At 65.2% G+C, this 18,794-nt stretch carries 14 protein-coding genes and 2 pseudogenes; 6 read left to right on the plus strand and 10 right to left on the minus strand.

Annotation, left to right across the window (positions count from 1 at the left end; all coding sequences use genetic code 11):
• Nucleotides 1–691 precede the first annotated feature (691 nt).
• The 3 genes from NA5_RS35950 (at nt 692) to NA5_RS35960 (ending at nt 3,474) form a co-directional block, all read left to right on the plus strand.
• Nucleotides 692–2,097 (plus strand): IS3 family transposase gene (locus NA5_RS35950; protein WP_371856487.1). Its coding sequence is split into 2 segments (ribosomal slippage): nt 692–1,058 and nt 1,058–2,097, totalling 1,407 coding nucleotides; the frame shifts between segments, so codons are not numbered across the junction.
• A 223-nt stretch (nt 2,098–2,320) separates the two neighbouring features.
• The gene (locus NA5_RS41960; RefSeq protein WP_062993503.1) at nt 2,321–2,611 is read left to right on the plus strand and encodes a hypothetical protein; all 291 of its coding nucleotides are present in this window, start codon (nt 2,321–2,323) and stop codon (nt 2,609–2,611) included.
• Between the two features lie 599 nt (nt 2,612–3,210).
• Nucleotides 3,211–3,474 (plus strand): DUF732 domain-containing protein, encoded by a 264-nt coding sequence (locus NA5_RS35960; protein WP_218020237.1) that lies wholly within the window; start codon nt 3,211–3,213, stop codon nt 3,472–3,474.
• Nucleotides 3,475–3,876: 402 nt separating this feature from the next.
• Here the strand turns inward: NA5_RS35960 and NA5_RS35965 are convergent, their stop codons facing one another.
• The 7 genes from NA5_RS35965 to NA5_RS35995 form a co-directional block, all read right to left on the minus strand.
• Nucleotides 3,877–5,265 (minus strand): amino acid permease, encoded by a 1,389-nt coding sequence (locus NA5_RS35965; RefSeq protein WP_169811413.1) that lies wholly within the window; start codon nt 5,263–5,265, stop codon nt 3,877–3,879.
• A 105-nt stretch (nt 5,266–5,370) separates the two neighbouring features.
• Entirely contained in the window at nt 5,371–6,372 is a 1,002-nt protein-coding gene (locus NA5_RS35970) for a proline racemase family protein (RefSeq protein ID WP_062993506.1), read from the minus strand.
• On the minus strand, nt 6,372–7,799 hold the full coding sequence (locus tag NA5_RS35975; protein WP_062993507.1) for an NAD(P)/FAD-dependent oxidoreductase: 1,428 nt from the start codon (nt 7,797–7,799) through the stop codon (nt 6,372–6,374). Before NA5_RS35975 ends, NA5_RS35970 begins: the two co-directional genes overlap by 1 nt.
• A 115-nt stretch (nt 7,800–7,914) precedes the next feature.
• Entirely contained in the window at nt 7,915–8,217 is a 303-nt protein-coding gene (locus NA5_RS35980) for a (2Fe-2S)-binding protein (RefSeq protein ID WP_245672612.1), read from the minus strand.
• A 109-nt stretch (nt 8,218–8,326) separates the two neighbouring features.
• Nucleotides 8,327–9,562: an NAD(P)/FAD-dependent oxidoreductase gene (locus NA5_RS35985; RefSeq protein WP_062993509.1), complete on the minus strand. Its 1,236-nt coding sequence runs from the start codon at nt 9,560–9,562 to the stop codon at nt 8,327–8,329.
• Nucleotides 9,559–11,043 carry an aldehyde dehydrogenase (NADP(+)) gene (locus tag NA5_RS35990; protein ID WP_307188894.1) on the minus strand — a complete coding sequence of 495 codons (1,485 nt, stop codon included), beginning with the start codon at nt 11,041–11,043 and terminating at the stop codon, nt 9,559–9,561. The genes NA5_RS35985 and NA5_RS35990 overlap by 4 nt, the downstream gene beginning before the upstream one ends.
• Nucleotides 11,044–11,049: 6 nt before the next feature.
• Entirely contained in the window at nt 11,050–11,961 is a 912-nt protein-coding gene (locus NA5_RS35995) for a dihydrodipicolinate synthase family protein (RefSeq protein ID WP_062993514.1), read from the minus strand.
• A gap of 261 nt (nt 11,962–12,222) precedes the next feature.
• Between NA5_RS35995 and NA5_RS36000 the strand changes: the two genes are divergently transcribed.
• The 3 genes and pseudogenes from NA5_RS36000 to NA5_RS42675 all read left to right on the plus strand — a co-directional run.
• Nucleotides 12,223–13,575, plus strand: a complete 1,353-nt coding sequence (locus tag NA5_RS36000; RefSeq protein ID WP_062993510.1) for an MFS transporter — start codon at nt 12,223–12,225, stop codon at nt 13,573–13,575.
• A 79-nt stretch (nt 13,576–13,654) separates the two neighbouring features.
• Nucleotides 13,655–14,317, plus strand: a complete 663-nt coding sequence (locus tag NA5_RS36005) for a GntR family transcriptional regulator (protein WP_245672613.1) — start codon at nt 13,655–13,657, stop codon at nt 14,315–14,317.
• A 732-nt stretch (nt 14,318–15,049) separates the two neighbouring features.
• Nucleotides 15,050–15,240 (plus strand): annotated as a pseudogene (locus NA5_RS42675) (VOC family protein); the annotation flags it as partial.
• A gap of 191 nt (nt 15,241–15,431) precedes the next feature.
• Here the strand turns inward: NA5_RS42675 and aztD are convergent.
• The 3 genes and pseudogenes from aztD to NA5_RS41565 all read right to left on the minus strand — a co-directional run.
• Nucleotides 15,432–16,604 (minus strand): zinc metallochaperone AztD, encoded by a 1,173-nt coding sequence (gene aztD, locus NA5_RS36010; protein ID WP_062993511.1) that lies wholly within the window; start codon nt 16,602–16,604, stop codon nt 15,432–15,434.
• A gap of 30 nt (nt 16,605–16,634) precedes the next feature.
• Nucleotides 16,635–17,543, minus strand: coding sequence for a zinc ABC transporter substrate-binding protein AztC (gene aztC, locus NA5_RS36015; RefSeq protein ID WP_062993512.1), 909 nt, complete (start codon nt 17,541–17,543; stop codon nt 16,635–16,637).
• A pseudogene (locus NA5_RS41565) lies at nt 17,540–18,794 on the minus strand (zinc ABC transporter permease AztB); the annotation flags it as partial. The pseudogene NA5_RS41565 and the gene aztC, both read right to left, overlap by 4 nt.

Here is an 18,794-nt window from a genome sequence, read left to right on the forward strand (position 1 = left end):
CCGCCGGGTGGTCGGATCGATATCGAAGTTGATCAGCGTGCCGTAGCAGTCGAAGGAGACATACTTCGGCCGGAAGTTGGTTGGAGCCACGATCATCCGTTTCATTGAAGCGCCAGGAGAGGGCCTCGGTCGTCGTCAGCCGTCTGCTATCCATTGCGACCGAGGTGCCAGCTTTTTGATTCACCATGAATGTAAATTCCACACTGTCAACTGTCAACACTTAGAGGCACGCCGGCTGCCACTACCAGGTCGGCCTCGAACCTGTCGGTGAACGGTGACTGAAACATCCTCGGCGACAGAATCGGCAGTGGCACCGAAACGTGCGCCGACAAGACCCCCGCACTCGATGTCCCCCCTTCGTCACCGGCAACGAAGCCGGCATAAACCTGCCCGGAAGTCCCCTACACTCACCGGCGTGGTCGTCACCAAACGTGCGAAGCGACCCGACTGGCGAGCGACCCGAGATAGACAGGTTCGGCTGACTGGCGCGGTAGCGGGCCGCATCGAGCTGCCGGCGGCCGAACAAACCGCCGGCGTGGAACGCCACCGCCGTCCGCGGCTTTGCGCCCTGCGTGTCAGGCTGAGTTGAGTCCACCGGTTCACAGCCAATCGGCCTGACGCGGGGCGAGAGACGGATCTACATTTCATGACCAGTACGAGGGCCTCCAGGGTCGCCGACGACAATGGGCGGATGGGTTCACAGGGTCCGCGTGGTGAGGAGCCGAAGCGGCGGCGCGCGTTCAGCGCCGCGGACAAGCTCGCGCATCTGGAGGCATATGAGCGCGCGGTCGAGCACGGCGAGGGCGGCGGGTATCTGCGCCAAGAGGGCTTGTATTCGTCGTTGATCAGCGAGTGGCGCAAGCAGCGCGACGCGGGGCTGCTGGCCGGGAAGAAACCGGGTGAGAAGATCGGGAAACCCACCACCGAGCAGGCCGAGATCGCGCGGCTGCGCCGGGAGAACGAGCGGTTGAACAAGCGCCTGTCGACCACCGAAACCGCCCTGGACATCATGGGAAAAGCACACGCGCTCTTGCAAACTCTGTCCGAGAGCGCGGATTCCGACGAGCAGCGCAAGAAACGCTGACAGCAGCGTATGCCGCGCTGACGGCCGGTGGTGTGGCGACGAGGGTGGCCGCGGTGTTGACCGGGCTGGTGCGTTCCACCGCGATGCGCCGCCGTCGGGCCACGACGGCACCCACACCGCCCGTGTCGTCGGCGCGGGCGAGTGATCCGGTCAACAAGCTGACTGCGCTGGAGCGGCGCCGAATCCTGGAGGTCTGCAACAGTTCTCGTTTCGTCGACCTGGCGCCGTTGCAGATCTATGCCCAACTGCTCGACGAGGGCACCTACCTGTGTTCGGTGTCCACGATGTATCGAGTATTGCGGGAGAACAAGCAGGTCAGCGAGCGTCGCCGCCTGGCGCGGCATCCGGCGAAGGTGTGTCCGGAACTGGTCGCGTCCGCGCCCCGGCAGGTGTACTCGTGGGACATCACCAAACTCGCCGGCCCGGTGAAAGGCCAGTATTTCGACGCCTACGTGATGATCGACATCTACTCCCGCTACATCGTCGGCGTTCACGTCCATACTCACGAATCCGGTGTACTGGCAACGGAATTGATGAAAGAGATCTTCGGTGTCCACGGCATCCCGCAGGTCGTGCACGCCGATCGAGGCACGTCGATGACGTCCAAGACCGTCGCCACGCTGCTGGCCGATCTCGAGGTCACCCGGTCGCATTCGCGGCCACGAGTGTCCAATGACAACCCTTTTTCCGAGGCGCTGTTCAAGACTCTGAAATACGGTCCGGAGTTCCCTGAACGCTTCGGATCACTCACCGAGGCAAGACAATTCATGGATTCCTTTGCCCACTGGTACAACCACGAACATCGCCACACCGGCATCGGCCTGCATACCCCTGCCGATGTCCACTACGGGCTCGCAGCAGACAGGGCAGCCGACCGGCGAGCGGTGCTCGCCGCGGCTCGCGCGCGGCATCCTCATCGCTTCGCCGCCACGACACCACCGAAGATTCTCGCGCTACCCGACACCGTCTGGATCAACCGACCTGCACAGGAGACCGATACGACAGCCGCATAACACACCCAATGGTCTCATTCGGCTTGAAAAATTCCGGCGCCGCGGCGCGGCGTGACCGACCAGATCAGCCCCCACAGCGGGAAATCCACTTCCACAATGAGCTGGCCTAAAAGCACACTTGCGGGTCTTGCCGTTTCCAAGGTTGCCCGCTGGGGACGCGAGCCTGTGGTCGGAGGCAGGCACACGCCAACGCTGTAGCACAATCACGCGCCTACGTGTTCGAATGCCACGCCACACCACCCTCACCTGGGTCGAACGCACCTTCGGCTACGCCACCGCCCGCACCTACGCAGGCCACCACACCCGAAAAACCCACGGCACCACCGCCACCTACGTCAAAGCCAACCTCCACGAAATCGCCGCAGCACTATCCGCACTCACCCGAGAACCCCACCCACTACTCACCGCTGAACCCACCCCATCACCCTCTAACCACCACCGTGCCGGTCGCCAACCACACGCGACCGGCACCACAACTCACCACATGACTCCGCCCATGCCACAACCCATTTGAAGCAGCCAATAGACCAAATCCGAACCAATCGGCAGAACGTCATAACGCCCCCCACTCAGCTATTTCCGCAACAGTACCGAAAACTGTTACAACTCAACAGGATACGGACATCGCAACATTTTCGTCGACTCTATGCTATGCTCCAGCGAACCGAAATAGCCTCCACTTGAACACCAATCAGCGTCATTGATGACGCAGATCTGTGATCAAGTCCTTCCTCGCACACGCAGGCCATCCCGGATCGCCAGAGGTCCAGCACCGACCTGCGCCGGAACTGGCAGATTTGCCAGATCGGCGCCAGCCACGGCGAGCGCATCGAATGCGGTGGGAATCTCCAATATCCAGCATCGACTCAGGATCGGCATCGCAGCGATACCCCATGAATGGTCGCGCGTCGACCTACGCGGCTTATCGGCGAGTTCGAGGGTGACCCGCGTCAGCCCTGGGGTGGGTTCTTTGCCGATGTCGGCTGCGGGATCGTTGGTGCTACGCCGACAACGGCGCCTGAACCCAAGGACGACATCATGGTGATCAACCGAATCCGCCTCCGCACCTTCGCAGTTGCCTGTGCTGCGACACTTGTGGCAGTCGGAACTGCTGTGGGCGGCGGTGCTACCGCGACGGCCGACACCGGCACTGCCGAAGCCACGTTCTTCGACGAGATCAGCCTCAACAACGCCACCCTGCCCGGAAAATCGGCAGCCGAGATGATCAGCGCGGGCTACGCCACCTGTGACCACCTGCGCGCAGGTGTGTCGGTTCTCGACGAGATATCCGCGGTCGAGCGGAAGTACCAGTTCGGTCAGGGCACGCTGTTCGTCAGTGCGGCGACGACGAACTTGTGCCCGAACTTCGCGTCGTGAATCGGACGTCGCGTCCTCGGTTCGCCATAACCACGATGAGTGGACAAATGATGACAGCGGCTCGGTCCTCGTTCGGCTGGCCACCGACCGCGCAGCCACCGCGGCATCGAAAATCCCTACGGTCTGGTGCCTTTGGCGAACCATGGAGTGCGCGGATGAACGACCTGTCCCGGGTACGGTCGCCGCGGCGTCACCAAGTACCGCCGCTGCCGAGGTCCATGGGGACAAGCTCTGGACGCGGCCGAGCGGGCCGAGTTGCTGCGGCTGCGGAGGGAAATCACCGAGTTGGAGAAGGACAACTCCTTCTTGGTAAAAGGTGTGCCACGAACACGGGAGGCCTGTCGAGTTGACCGATCGACCACCCGCAGGTCGATGACCTGCGGGTGGTCGGGAGCAAGCGATTCAGCTCGCCGGCTCATTCAGTTTCGAGTTCCTATAACCGAAGCCCCAGTACAGCGCAAGGCCGAGCAACAGCCAGATGACGAACCGCACCCAAGTGATCATGTCGAGGTGGCTGATCAGCCAGATCGAGAAACCGATGCCGATCAGCGGCACCACCGGAACCCAGGGGGTCCGGAAGGCCCGGTCAGCGTCCGGGCGGGTCTTGCGGAGCCGGATCACGCCCACCGCGACGACGATGAACGCCATCAGGATTCCGACATTGGTGAGTTCCGCGGCTTCGCGGATGGGCAGCAGGCCCGCGATCAGCGCAGAGACGATGCCGACCGGCCAGATCACCCGGGTGGGCACCTTGCGGCGTTCGCTGCTCTTCCCGAAATAGGACGGCAGCAGACCGTCGCGGCTCATCGCGAAGCCGACGCGAGTGACCGCAAGCATATTCGCGAAGGCGGAAGTGGTGACGCCGACGACGGCGCCGACCGCGATGACAAGGCCGAGGATACCCATGCCCACCGTGTCGAACGCGCTGGAAAAAGGCGAGGAGACATTGATATCGGTGTGGTTGACCATGCCGACGATAATGAGGCAGACCAGCAGGTAGACAACCGAGGCGATACCAAGGCTGATGAGGATCGCCTTCGGCATCAACTTCTTCCCGTCCTTGGATTCCTCGGCGGCCGCGCTCATCGCGTCATAGCCGTACACCGCGAAAAAGGCCAGTGCCGCACCGGAAACCGCGCTGCCGACGCCGAACGGGAAGAACGGCGTGTAGTTGCCCGCCTTGATATGGAAAGCGCCCGCGACGATGACCACCGCGACGATGACCATCTTCAGTGCGACGAGTCCGGTTTGCACGCGTGCGGATTCGCGGGTGCCGCGGGAAAGGAGAAATGCGAGCAGCAGGCAGAGCAGCACCGCGAACAGATCGACCTTGTGGCCGTCGCCGGTGCCCGGCGCGCCGAGTGCCCAGGTGGGCAGGTCGAATCCGATGTAGTGGGTGATGTAGTTCAGATACCCGGATACCGCGATCGCGACGACGGAGACGATGGCCGTGTATTCGAGCAGCAGATCCCACCCGATCATGAAGCCGATGATCTCGCCGAGCGCGACATAGGAATAGGTATAGGCCGATCCGGCTTTCGGGACCATGCCCGCGAATTCGGCATAGCACAGGCCCGCCGCACCGGAGGCGACGATGGCGATCGCGAACGAAATCAATACCGCCGGACCCGAAACCTCATTGGCCACGACGCCCGCGAGCGAGAACACGCCCGCACCCACCAGCCCGCCTAGGCTCAGCGCCACCAATTGCCATAGCCCCATGCTTTTCTTGAAATCGCCGGTGTCGGCGACGGTCACGGGCATTCGCCGCATGACCCCACTTCTGGTCATGGGGGGACGCGGGCTCCTGGTTACGACAGACATTGTCGTGGCCTTTCAGGTGGTGATCAGTAAAACAGGGTGGTGGTCGATGGGGTGTGCACGAAATCGCTTGCGCTAAAAGACGAACCCCTCGGGGAACGGGTCCGACGGATCGAGCAGGTAGTTCGCCGTACCGGTCAGCCAGGCGCGGCCGGTGATCGCGGGCACGATCGCGGGACAGCCTCCGATCGTGGTGGTTTCGACCGCGCGCGCAGAGAAGGTAGTGCCGATGAACGAATCGTTGTGCAGCACTTGATCACCGGAGAGCAGCCCGCGGGCATGCTGGCGAGCAAGCAGTGCGGAGGTGCCGGTGCCACAGGGTGAACGGTCGAACCAGCCGGGGTAGATGGTCATCGCGTTACGGGTGTGCGCGGGCTCGGAAGCCGGGTCGAGGAACAGCACATGTTTGCAGCCGGAGATCCGCTCGTCGTCGAGGTGTACCGGACGGCGGAACTCGTTGATGGCCTGCATGATTCGGAGTCCGGCGTCGAGGATCCGATCCTTGTGCGAACGGTCGAACGCCAGACCGAGCGTGGCGAGATCGACGATGGAGTAGAAGTTTCCGCCGTAGGCCATGTCGTAGCGGACGGTGCCGAGACCAGGCACGTCGACCTCGTTGTCCAGGCTGTCGCAATACGAGGGCACATTGAGGAGGGTGACCGAATCCACGTGCCCCGAAGTGACAGCCACTGTTGCCACCACGCGCCCGGCCGGGGTATCCAGCCGAATCTCGGTCACTGGTTCGGTGACCGGGACCATGCCCGCCTCGACCAACGCGGTCGCGACACCGATAGTGCCGTGCCCACACATCGGCAGCAGTCCACTGACTTCGATGAACAGTACGCCGTAGTGCCCGTCCTCAGTGGTGGCCGGTTGCAGAATCGCCCCACTCATCGACGCATGTCCACGCGGCTCGTTCACCAGCAGCTTGCGCAGCCCATCGAGATGCTCGATGAAATACATTCGGCGCTGCGCCATCGTGTCACCCGGAATCGTGCCGACCCCGCCCGTGACCACACGGGTGGGCATGCCCTCGGTGTGGGTATCGATCGCGGTGATGATCTTGCTACTGAGCATCAGGACTGTCCTTCACTATCGAGATCGGCAAGTTCGCGCAGGCGCACCGGTGCGGCCAGTGGACGCCAAGCGGGGGTGGCTGCCGCAAGACCAGGGGCGGAGACAGTGTCCGGGCATGCCCGCGCCCGCAGTGCCTCGATGTTTGCCGCGCATATCCGGCCCTGGCACGGCCCGAGTCCGGCGCGAGTGGCGAGCTTGGCGGGGCGGTAGCCGTCGCCCGCGGCGCGGTCCCAAGCGGCGGTCAGTTCACCGCAGGTGGTGCCCTCGCATCGACAGATGACGGTGTCCGGGTGCGACCACGTCAGTACACCGGGGCCGATGGGATGCGCGGCTGCCAGCCGTGCCACGAATTGCTCGGCCGTACGGTGCCGGGCACGAAGCGCCCGGTCCGAGTCGGGATCCACCCCGGCTGCGGCAAGCCCCGCGACGGCTCCTTCGATCACAGCGACCTGCGCGCCACCGATACCGGTGATTTCTCCTGCTGCCCAGACAGATTCGGCGGTAGTCCGCTGCGAACTGTCGACCCGGGCGAAGCCGTCGGCGGTCAGCTGCGCTCCAGCGGCGAGCGCGAGTTCGTGCTGCGGGGTGAAGCCATGCGACACCGCAACCGCATCCACGGACACAGTGCTATGACTGCCGGGTATCGGCGTCCAATTCTCGTCGAGGCGGGCGACGGTAGCCTCCTCCACCCGACCTTCACCTGCCACCGCGACGACTGCACGCGAGGTGTGCAACGGAATTCGATGTCGCACACCGGAACTGATGTACTCCACCAGCTCTGCGGCCTTCCCGAAGCTGTGCCGCAGCTCCCATGGCCTGGCAACCCAATGCCGAACGATTCGGCGGCCCGGATTGGCCTCCAACACCGCACGAACATCAGCGCCGCCCTCGGCAAGGGAGTGCGCGACGGGCAGCAGGAACGGACCGGTGCCCGACAGCAGTACGGACTGCCCGACCAGAACTCGCTGCGTCTTCGCGAGAGTCTGTGCGGCACCAGCGGTATAAACGCCGGGCAGATCCCAGCCGGGAAACGGACACACCCGGTCATAAGCGCCGGTCGCGAGCACCAGTGCATCACCCTGAACGATCCGATGCAGCCGCTGATCACCTTCGACGCCGACCAGCAATCGCACAGCGGGACAGCCGCCTTCGATGTGCCGCTCGATCTGATATACCGCCGCCCACGGCAAATATTCGCAGCGCGAATGCGCCATCAACCAACGCGCACGCCGGTCGGACGCGTCATAACCGTGCCCGATGGCAAGGGGTCGACGAACCCCATAGGCAGCCGGGATACGCCGGTTGTACTGCCCACCGAGCGCCTCGTTCGAATCGATCAACGTCACCGTCGCCCCATGACGCAGCGCAGCTTCCGCCGCAGCGGTACCGGCCGGACCCCCTCCGATCACCACCACGTGCCTACTCATCGATCCACCTCCGCCAGCCCGGTCACCCGGACCCGAGTGGCGATCATGTCGCCATCACGCACGGAAGCCACGTCGATACCCGTGGGGCAGCCCCCAGCAGCCAGCGGATAACCGCTCATCGCTCCCCCTCGATCACGCGGGTCTGAGTGATCACGGTGTCGCCATCACGGGCAGGTCGACGGCACAGTCGGATATCGGGGACCCCGTTGACGGTGGCGACACAGTCGAAGCAGATGCCGATTCCACAGAACACGCCGCGACGGCCGCCATTCGGCGCGGTCCGCCAGTGCGAACGGTCGTCGGCCAACAGGACGGAGGCGAGCGTCTGGCCGTATACGCCCTGCACTTCGACACCGTCTACAACGACCGCCAATGGCCGATCCGCACGGCCGATCGAGTCCCCATTCGGGGGAATCATGCTGGGGCTCATAGGATTACGTGCTCCATCTGCGGGGCGGTACGGGAAACCGCGGCCGTGCGATGCGGGCGGTCGACCAGGTCGACCTCCGGTCGAATCGGGTTGGGGCTCAACAGGACACCTTCTCCGTGGTTGGTTGGCTGGGGTGGGAGGCGATAACGGCTGGGCGGTCGACAGCGAAGGGCGCGATGTCGACTCCGACCGCGTGGCCGGTAAGGGCGGAGGCGAGTAATTGCGCGGTGCCGACCGATAGGCCGATACCGGCCCCCTCATGGCCGGTAGCGTGCCAAAGGCCGGGTAGGCGTGGGTCGGGTCCGATAACCGGGAGGTGGTCGTCGACGTAGGGGCGGAAACCGCCGTATGCGCGCATGATTGCGACGTCGGCGAGTACCGGGTACAGGCGTAGCGCCTTGCGGGCGATCGCGGCGAGGCTGTCCGGCCGCAGTCGGTCGTCGAAGCCACATTGCCGGCGTGATGAGCCGAGTAGGAGTGGGCCGCCGCGAGTGGACTCGACCACAGCGGAGGCTTGCAGTGCTGCATCCGAACTACCGACTGCGCCGACGTAATCCGCGTCGTAGACCTTGTGGAAAACGGTGGGCGGCATGGGCGCTGTGATCAGAACATCGCCCCGCCGTGGTTTGACCGCGATCGGTGCGCCGAGGAGGTCGGACACCCGGCCCGACCACGGTCCGGCCGCGTTGATCACGACATCGGCGTAGCGTGACCCTTTGGTGGTCCGCACGCCGATCAGCCGACCGTCGCGGACGATGGGTCCGGTGACAGCGCAACGGGTCTCGACAAGTGCACCGGCCGCGACGGCGGACCCGATCAGGGCCGCCGCCGCGCCGACGGGTTGGACTTGGGCGTCGTCAGGGTAATAGACGCCCGCGGTCACATCCCGGGTCAATGCGGGTTCGGCCTCGGCCAGCCGGTCCGCGTCGAGATCTTCGCAATGCACGCCGGCCGCGCGCTGGCCACGAGCGAACTCGTCCAGTGCGGCGGCCCCGGCGTCTGTGGTGGCAACTACGATGCCGCCCTTGGGTTCCCATTCGACGGCTACTACTTCCTCGGGCAGTCGCTCGGCGATGCGCTCGAGGATGCCGGGCCACAGACCGCGCGAGAACTGCGCGAGTTCCAATTCAGGGCCCGGCCCCTTATCCGAAACGAGGACGTTACCCTCGCCGTGCGCGGTGGTTCCGGAAGCCGAACCACCTGCCTCGCAGACCCGCACCGACGCACCAGCGAGCGCGAGCCGGTCCGCGAGCGCACACCCGATGATGCCGCCGCCGACAATTAGCACGTCGGTCCCAGCCAGGGCCGCCGCGCGGGACGAGTCGAGAGTCATTGCGCGAGTGCCCCATTCAGTGAGCGGGGTACACCGAGCGGGTTCTCGGTGCGCAATTGCGGCGGCAGCAGCTGATCGGGTACCGATTGGAACACCACTGGACGCAGGAATCGCGTAATGGCCGCGGTGCCCACCGAAGTCGTGGCCGGTGCGGTGGTAGCGGGGTACGGTCCGCCGTGCTGCTGGGCGTAGGTCACCGAAAGCCCCGTTGGCCAGGAGTTCCAGAGCACACGCCCGGCCGCACCCGCCCCGGCGGTGAGAAGCGCGCGGGTGGTGTCGTCGGCGTGCTCGCCGAATATCGACACGGTCAACTCGCCTTGGACCGACCGGGCCAGCTCGAGCAGCTCCGCGGTATCTCGATAGCTCACCAATAGCGTTGCTGGACCGAACATCTCGCGCATCAGCCGGTCACGATCGGACAGCACCGCCCGCGCGGTCGTGGCGAGCAGCAATGCCTCCCCGGGTCCGCCACCGGTCAGCACCCGTACATCCGGATGTGCACGCACCTGTTCGACAGCCCTGGTGAAGCCATCCGCGATCTGATCGTTGAGCATCTCCCCCGTCGGCACCGGCGCGGTACGGATCAGCTCGGCCAGCAACGGGGACCCCTCGGGCACCGCTACCAGCCCAGGTTTGGTGCACAGTTGCCCAGCACTCGAACTCACTGCGATCAGTAGCCCCGCGGCGATCTCCGCCGCCCGCGCCCGCGCCGCCTCGGCCGTCACGAACACCGGATTGATCGATCCCAATTCCCCGTAGAAGGGAATCGGCACCGGCCGCCCACAAGCCAGGTCGTACAGCGCACGTCCGCCTGCGGTCGACCCGGTGAAGGCCGCGGCGGCGACCGCGGGATGCAGGAGCGCACGCACCCCGGCATCGCGGCCGAAGACCATACCGAATGTCCCACGGGGAGCACCACATTCGGCGATCACCTCGTCGAGAAGCCGGCCGACCGCGCGGGAAAGCGCCGGATGCCCAGGATTGGCCTTGACGATGATCGGGCATCCGGCAGCCAACGCGGATGCGGTGTCACCACCGGCGACAGAGAACGCGAACGGGAAGTTGCTCGCCGCGAAGTTGAGGACCGGGCCGAGCGGAATATTCATCCGGCGCAGATCCGGTCGCGGCGCGCCCATCGGCCAGTCCGCATCCGCTCTATCGATGCGCACATCGAGGAATCCACCGTCGAGCACCAACTGCGCGAACATACGCAGTTGGAAGCTGGTGCGCTTCAGCTCACCTGCGAGCCGCGGTTGCGCCAAGTGTGTCTCCAGCATGGCCAGTGGGATCAACTCGGCGGCATGCGCGTCGAGCCGGTCCGCGATACCACTCAGCACCCTGGCCCGGTCGGCCAGTGCCATTCCTGCCCACGGCCCCGCCGCCCCCGCGGCGGCTTCGACGATCGAATCGACCTCTTCCGCAGTGGTATCGGCGACGGATTCGACCATGAAGGTCATCGCGCTCTCACTTCCCGTACTCACGTGGGATTACCGGTAGCCCTTGGCCAGCACAGCGCGGGTGTCGGCGGTGATCTTCGCGACCAACTCGGGCGCCAGCGGGACCCGTGGCGGACGGCACGCACCACCACCACGTCCGGCCAGATCCATCGACAGCTTGATCGCGTGAACGAATTCGGTCTTCGAATCCCACCGCAGCAACTTGTGCAGTTCGCGATACAGCGGCAGCGCCTTGTCCAAGTTCTGGCTCACCGACGCGTTGTACAGCTCCAACGTCGCCTGCGGAATCGCATTCGGATACCCGGCCACCCAGCCGACCGCGCCGGCGATACCGAGCTCGAGCACCACATCGTCGGAGCCGATGAGCACATCCAGTTCGGGGGCGAGTTCCTTGATTTCATAGAAGCGGCGCACATCGCCGGTGAACTCCTTGACACCGACGATGAGGCCCTCGGCATGCAGCTCGGCCAGTATGTCCGGGGTCAGGTCGATGCGCGTATCGATCGGGTTGTTGTACGCCACGATCGGCAGCCCCACTTGCGCCACGGTGCGATAGTGATCGAGGATCGAATCCCGACCGCCGCGATAGGTGTTGGGCGGCAACAGCATTACCGCATGCGCCCCGGCCTCGGCGGCCTGCTCCGCCCACCTGCGCGCCTGCAGCGCCCCATAGGCCGCGATACCCGGCATCACCGTAAATCCTGCGGGGGCCGCGGCAATGGCCGTGGTCACCACCTTGGCGCGCTCCTCGTCGCCGAGGGTCTGATATTCGCCGAGCGATCCGTTCGGACTCACGCCGTGGCAACCGTTGGCAGCCAACCACGCCACATGTTCGCCATAGGTGTCGTAATCGACCGAAAGGTCCTCGGTGAACGGCAAGGTCGTCGCTACCAACACCCCGTGCCAGGGCTTATTCGCTGCCGACGCGGTCGTTTCGGACATGAGAACCTCCATCGAATCGAGAGTCCGGGTAGAGCGCCCGGCCGCCACTGTCACGTCAGTGCCGTGTGACATTGCACTGACGCTAGCGGGATGGTCCCGGTCGCGCAACCACTTGCGTGAGCGGCATCACTTCTCTATGGTGCAATGTCACACATCACAGTGCATAAGTTTTCGCGCCTAGTATCAATAACTCGGCAGCGCTGACTTCGGCTTGCTCGGTCCACCCGACATGCCATTCGATCTCCGACGAAGGTGAACACCATGACCGCTGTCGACGGCACCGCGAATACTCAGCTACGGGCGGATGCCCCAACCGGACTACGCCGTATCGTGGCCGCGGCCATGGCAGGCGCCGTCGCCGAGTGGTACGAGTTCTTTCTGTACGGCACGGCCTCGGCGCTGGTCTTCGGCCAGGTGTTCTTCCGTTCCAGCGGCAACGCCGTCGACGGCATCATCGCCGCATTCGCGCTGTACGCGGTCGGCTTCCTCGCCCGCCCCTTCGGCGGACTGCTGTTCGGCCACTTCGGCGACCGCGTCGGACGCAAAGCATTGCTCCAGCTCAGCCTGGTCGTCGTCGGTATCACCACATTCCTCATGGGTTGTCTGCCCACCTTCCACGCCATCGGATACTGGGCGCCGATCCTGCTGGTCACGCTGCGTTTGATCCAAGGTTTCGCGTTCGGCGGGGAATGGGGTGGTGCGGTACTGCTCGTCAGCGAGCACAGCCCGGATCACCGGCGCGGATTCTGGGCCAGTTGGCCACAGGCAGGGGTGCCGCTGGGCAACGTGGTTGCCACCGTCGTGATGCTGGTCCTGTCGGCGAGTCTGTCCGACGAGCAGTTCCTGTCCTGGGGCTGGCGCATCGGCTTCTGGCTGTCCGCCATCGTCGTGATCGTCGGGTATTGGGTGCGCTCCAGCGTCGACGACGCACCGATCTTCGTCGAGGCGCAGGCCATGATCGAGGCGGATCAGCGCCGTTCGCTCGGCATTGTCGAGGTGCTCCGCTTCCATTGGCGCGAGGTGCTGATCGGCATCGGCGCCCGATTCGCCGAGAACATCCTCTACTACATCGTGGTGACCTTTTCGATCACGTATCTCAAGCTCGTGGTGGAGGTGGATACCGCCCCGATCCTGGCGCTGATGCTCGCGGCGCACCTACTGCACTTCGTCATGATCCCGGCAGCGGGCCTGCTCTCGGATCTGATCGGCCGCAGGCCGGTGTATCTCACCGGCGCGGTACTCACCGCCGGATGGGGATTCGTGGCCTTCCCGATGATGGATACCGGCAACTATGCGGCCATCATCGCCGCGATCACGCTGGGGCTGGCCATCGAATCTCTCACCTACGCACCGTATTCCGCGTTGATGACCGAAATGTTCCCGACCCACGTCCGCTATACGGCGCTGTCGTTCTGCTATCAGATCGCGCCGATTCTGGCGGGCTCGCTGGCGCCGCTGATCGCCATCAGCCTGCTCAACGGATTCCACAGTTCGGTCCCGATCTCGCTGTATCTGGTTGCGGCGGCGGCGGTCTCGGTGATCGCGGTCGGCCTCGCGAAAGAGACCTCGGGTAAGTCGTTGCGAGCTGTCGATGCGGAGGCCGCCGAGCGGTGAGAGTGTCTATGCAACGTGACATGGCATAGAATCTCTTCGACCGGTCGGATCAGCTGACCATGGGCAGGGGAACGATGACGTGAGTATCGACCAATTCACCCAGATGGAGAAGGTCAGCCTGCGCGATAAGGTTTCGCGGGCACTTCGCGCGGCCATTATCGCCGGCGAGATGGAGCCGGGCGTGGTGTATTCGGCGCCGACCCTCGGAGCACGGTTCGGGGTATCCGCCACCCCCGTCCGCGAAGCGATGCTCGATCTGGCACGCGAAAACCTCATCTCGATCGTGCCCAACAAGGGATTCCGCGTCACCGAAGTCGCCGAAAAGGATCTCGACGACATCACCCAGATCCGGCTACTACTCGAACCTCCCGTCGTTCGCGATGTCACGCCGCTGATTCCGGCCGAGGACCTCCCCCGATTACGCGAACTCGCCACCAAGATCGTCGAAGGCGCCGAACAGGCAGATCTGGTCGAATACACCGCCGCCGACCAGATCTTCCACCTGACGTTGCTCGGCTACGCGGACAATCCGCGCCTGATCACCCTCGTCTCGGACCTGCGCGACCACACCCGCCTATTCGGCCTCGCCTCCCTGGCCGAGAAGGGCGAACTCGTCGACGTGGCCCGCGAACACTTCACCATCGTCGACCTCATCGAATCCCGAGATCAAGATGCCGTCGAAAGCTTCATGCGCAACCACATCAGGCAGGCGCGTGGTCGCTGGGCTAAACCAGAAGACTAGCCCGAAAAGACAGCCGATCCCTGGATAGGGTTGAGTTATTTGCCGATGACCAGCAGTTTCGGTGTTGCAGGAGGTTGGCGTGCTGGTCGATACCCCCTCCGGACTTGACCACCCACACCGCTCCTGCCACAGCCTCTTGCTGCGATCGCTTCGCTCTGCCAAGACCAACGTCGTGCGAGCAGAGCTATTGGGGCTCACGCCGCTGCGGGATGGCGAAACCCTAGTCGTCAACAGCCATTCAAGGTGGATGTCGACCAACGGCAGTCCAAGACGGACCATCTCACTTCCGCAACCATGAACGGTGGCATAGTTTCATGGGCTAGGGAGAATCAGCAGACGGGTTGCACAGTCAGGCAACCACATGCTTACAGTAGCGCCGGTCCCATTCTCCCCACCACTGCGCCGAAGCCGAAATGCCCTACGCCAGTGGGACAGTCGCCACCACTATCGGCAACAAGCGGACACGTCAGCAGCGAGCAACCGTTGACCGACAACGCCGAGGGCGGCCACGAGTGGACCGCCGAAAACTCGCCCACCTCGACAAGATCCAAGAACAACCGGCTGAACCCCTCACGGAACGACAGCTCGCCATACTGCGCCACTGGTGGCACGGAGGCTACGCATCAGACCAATGAGCTCCTGGTGCCAACCGTACCCACTCCGCCATAACGAGGCTCCTCCATGCCCTCCGGATCATCATCCCGAAATATCCGGTCCACCGCAGCGCACATAGACCCGGCGGGCAACTTCACCGAGTACTACTCCGACATGGACTGCATCGTCGAGGACCAACTGTGGAAGCCGGAAACGTTGGAGAGCGCAAAGGGCTTGTTCAGCTGGGGTCCCCCGCCCCACCGTCGTTCATCAAGCCCGAAGACCTCGCAGTCTTGATGACGGGCACCCATTCCACTCCCTGGCAATAACGGCGACAGGATGTGGGGCGCGCCATCTTCTCGCGGGTCCTGGCATGTTCCGACCTTGTCGAGTTGATCGTTTCGCCGTGTTGAAACGCCGTTGAACCGCGGTTTTCTACTCGTCGGGAATGTGGACGAACAGGCCGGATCGGGAACGGTTCCGGCCTATTTGCCCCGGCCGGACGTCGGTGCCTGGCCGATCAATGCCGGACGACGCCGCTGAGTTCGTTCGGTGCGGCGGAGAGGGTGGCGGTCGCGGCGACGGCGCCGGTGGCGAGGTCGATCCGGTGGATCTGCTTGGTGGCCGGATCCGAGACGTAGACGTCGTGGCCGCGGACGAAGAGCGCCGGCCGCGGCTCCTGCCATCGCAGCGGTTCCTCCCATGCGCCGGTCACGGGGATCGTGCGGACTACGGTGCCCGCGTCCGGATCGATGACGTGAATCCGTCCGTCGGTACCCAGGACCAGCGCCTCGCCCTGCGGGCCGCGGGCCAGCGACCGGAAGGTATAGCTGGTGCCGATGTTCACCAGGCGCAGGCTGCCGGTCCGGGTATCGATCAGCGAAATCTGCTGGGGGCGTTCCAGTTCGGCGTCCTTGTCCTGTTTGTAGTCACCGAGAGCGACGGGCGACACAGCGCTGCCGGCCTGATTGCCGATGCGGCCGTAGGGGGTAGGGCCGGCAACCTTGGTGATGGCGCCGTTGCGGTAGACGAGAGCACCAGTCTCGCAACCGATCACGACCGCTTCACTCTGGACGGCGGATTCGCCGTGCACACCGGGGCAATCCTCGTTGCGGGCGATCTCCTTGCGGTCCTTGTCCAGCACCGTGATCCCGGTCCGCTTCTCCTCGGTGCCGAGGGTGACGACCAGTTCCCCGTTCGCCAGCTCGACCGCCACGCCGTGGTGCGGTGCCGCGGCCCGGTACGACTCGGTCGCAGGCTTGCCGTTCCTGAGTTGTCCGGGATCGAAGGAGGTGACCTCGCCGGTCCCGTCCGCGAACAGCACGGTGCGTCCGGCATGGCGCACCACATGCCCGGGTTTCGTTGCAGGGAAGGTGATTTCGGTCAGCTCACCGTGCACGGCGTCGAGGACCCGGAAGCCGTCCTTGCCCGAGACCAGGACGTGATTGGCGTCACCGGCGGGGTTGAGCCGGTTGAAACCTTCCAGCGATACCTCGCCGGACCGGGCCAGGGTCTGCCCGTCCAGCAGGTAGATGCCGCCGTCGTAGGTGACCGCGATCGGATCGGCGATCGCGCGGTGATCGGAATGGTCGCCGGAGGCCCGGTCGCCGGTGCCGCAGCCGGACAGTGCGACCACCGCTCCCAGTAACGCCGTCAGGGCCGCCGCCTGCGCGGGGCGGGAACGTAACCGCATGTGCTACTCCATTTCTCGTGATGTGGGGGTTCAGGGCGCGGTCAGGCCGCGCACGATGGCCTCGGTGTTGGCGCGCATCATGTCCAGGTAGGTGGGAGCGGCGCCGCCGGGTTCGGTCAGCGACTCCGAGTGCAGGCCGATCACCTGCACCTGCACGCCCGCCTGGTCGGCCAGCACGCGGGCGAGGCGGTCGGGCCGGGAGGAATCGGCGAAGATCGCGGGCACGCCCGCAGCGCGAATGGTGTCGGCCAGTCCGGCCAGATCGGAGGCGCTCGGCGAGGCGAGGGTGGTGCCGCTGGGGATCACCGCTCCGATCACCTCGAAGCCGAAACGCTGTGCCAGATAACCGAAGACGTGGTGGTTGGTGACCAATTTGCGGCGCTCAGCGGGCAGCGCCGCGAGCTGCTCGCTCATCCACCCATCGAGCCGTTCCAGCTCGGACAGGTAGCGTGCGGTGGCGGCGCGCACGGCATCGGCGTCGACACCGGCGATCCGGACCACCTGCTCGCTGATCACCTCGACCGCACGGCGCGCCCGGGCGGGGTCGGTCCAGAAGTGCGGATCCGGACCGCCGCCCGCGCTGCCGCGATAGCGGATCGGATCCACCTGCTCCCCCACCGAAATCGTTGTCACTCCGGCCTGTTCGGCCGATTCGACGTGACGGCGCAGGCCCTCCTCCAGGCCGAGACCGTTGTGGATCAGCAGGTCGGCGCGTTCGATGCGGGCCGCGGTCCGCGCCGAGATTGCGAACTGGTGGGGGTCGGCGTTCGGCGGCATCAGCACGGTCACCGTCGCGGCGTCGCCGGCCACGGCGCGGGTGAGATCGCCGAGAATGTTTGTGGTGACGACGATTTCGGGTCGTTCGGCGCCGGTGTCGGCACAGGCGGGGACGAGGGCCAGCAGCAACAGAGCGGCGCAGGCCTGCAGGACCGACTTCATCGGCCTGTCTCCACCATGTGCACCGGCGAGATATCGATCCCGAAAGTACGTGCGCGGCGCAGGTTGTCGCGATAGTCGATCTCGTGCACCGCGTGCGCGGCGGCGTCGTTGACGTAGGCGCGCCCGGAGTCGATCTCGATCGCCGGTGGCGGACCGGTATCCGGGATCGGCCCGGACAGCAGCTGCGTCTGCGTGGTCTGCGCGCCGGTGGTGATGTCGTAGCCGTGGAGTACGCCGTCGCGGGTCAGGGTGAGCAGGATGCTGCCCTCCCCCGCGGTGTTCGCCGCGACGACCGGCCCGGTGTCCAGCAATCGCCAAGTCCGCGTGCGGATATCGAGCACCCACACGCCTCGGCTTCCGGCCGGCCCGACGAGTGTGGTGCTGCCGGGTCGGTGAGCAAAGCGACTCGGCCGCTCGGAATCCGAGACCGGTTGCGGGTAGCCGACTTTCGCAGCTTCGAACCTGCCGCCGGACGCGGTGATCACGACGGCACCGTCGGCGCAGCCGATCACGAGACCACGGCGGGTCACCGCGGATCCGGCAGGCGAGGGGCAGGATTCCGGTGTCGATGCCACGACCTCGCCGGCACGATTCCGGATGTCCACCCGGCCCGTGTCTTTCGCGGCCGCGACGAGGTGCTCGGCGTACGGGACAGCGATGGCGTTGTCGACGACGCCGCGTTCGGTGATCAGGCCTTTGTCCAGGTCGGCGCGATCCAGCAGGGCGGTCCCGGTCGCGGTGACGATACCTGTCAGGACCGGATCGCTGTGTGCCGCAACCGATCCGCCGCGCCGCAGGACACCGGTCTCCCGGATCGGCGCGCGGTAGTAGTGCATGTGGTCGCCGTGATCGACGGTCCAGGCGCCGCCGTCCACGATCCGCACCGTATCTCCGGTCCCGAGATAGGCGAACCGATCGTCTCCCCGGACGCCGAGTACACCTGGCGCCCGCCCGGCATCGGTCACCGTGCCGTCGAGCAGGTCGACCACCCGCACCGCTCCCCCGGCATCGGCGACGACGAGGCGTAGCTGCGGCTCATCGGTCTCCTCCGCCCCTGCCACGTAGCCGTGCGGGGTTTCGGGGGTCGACGCAGAATCGCTTGCGCCCGAACCACATCCAGTCAGCGGCAGCACGGCGATCACGATCCCCAGCAGCGCCCGCGCGCGGGCGGCCGGTGGGCGCGTCCGCCGGCGCAGCCACGCCGCTGACGCGGAGGCGAAGAACAGCGCGACAGCGACCGCGACGATGGTC

The sequence above is a fragment of the Nocardia anaemiae NBRC 100462 genome (genome assembly GCF_001612725.1).
In the GTDB taxonomy this organism is placed as follows: Bacteria; Actinomycetota; Actinomycetes; order Mycobacteriales; family Mycobacteriaceae; genus Nocardia; species Nocardia anaemiae.

Bases quoted from the DNA above. Each gene is read 5' to 3' on its own strand.
- NA5_RS41960 (WP_062993503.1), top strand. From the start codon at position 2,321: ATGCCACGCCACACCACCCTCACCTGGGTCGAACGCACCTTCGGCTAC.
- NA5_RS35965 (WP_169811413.1), bottom strand. From the start codon at position 5,265: ATGACCAGAAGTGGGGTCATGCGGCGAATGCCCGTGACCGTCGCCGAC.
- NA5_RS35970 (WP_062993506.1), bottom strand. From the start codon at position 6,372: ATGCTCAGTAGCAAGATCATCACCGCGATCGATACCCACACCGAGGGC.
- NA5_RS35975 (WP_062993507.1), bottom strand. From the start codon at position 7,799: ATGAGTAGGCACGTGGTGGTGATCGGAGGGGGTCCGGCCGGTACCGCT.
- NA5_RS35980 (WP_245672612.1), bottom strand. From the start codon at position 8,217: ATGATTCCCCCGAATGGGGACTCGATCGGCCGTGCGGATCGGCCATTG.
- NA5_RS35985 (WP_062993509.1), bottom strand. From the start codon at position 9,562: ATGACTCTCGACTCGTCCCGCGCGGCGGCCCTGGCTGGGACCGACGTG.
- NA5_RS35995 (WP_062993514.1), bottom strand. From the start codon at position 11,961: ATGTCCGAAACGACCGCGTCGGCAGCGAATAAGCCCTGGCACGGGGTG.
- NA5_RS36000 (WP_062993510.1), top strand. From the start codon at position 12,223: ATGACCGCTGTCGACGGCACCGCGAATACTCAGCTACGGGCGGATGCC.
- aztD (WP_062993511.1), bottom strand. From the start codon at position 16,604: ATGCGGTTACGTTCCCGCCCCGCGCAGGCGGCGGCCCTGACGGCGTTA.
- aztC (WP_062993512.1), bottom strand. From the start codon at position 17,543: ATGAAGTCGGTCCTGCAGGCCTGCGCCGCTCTGTTGCTGCTGGCCCTC.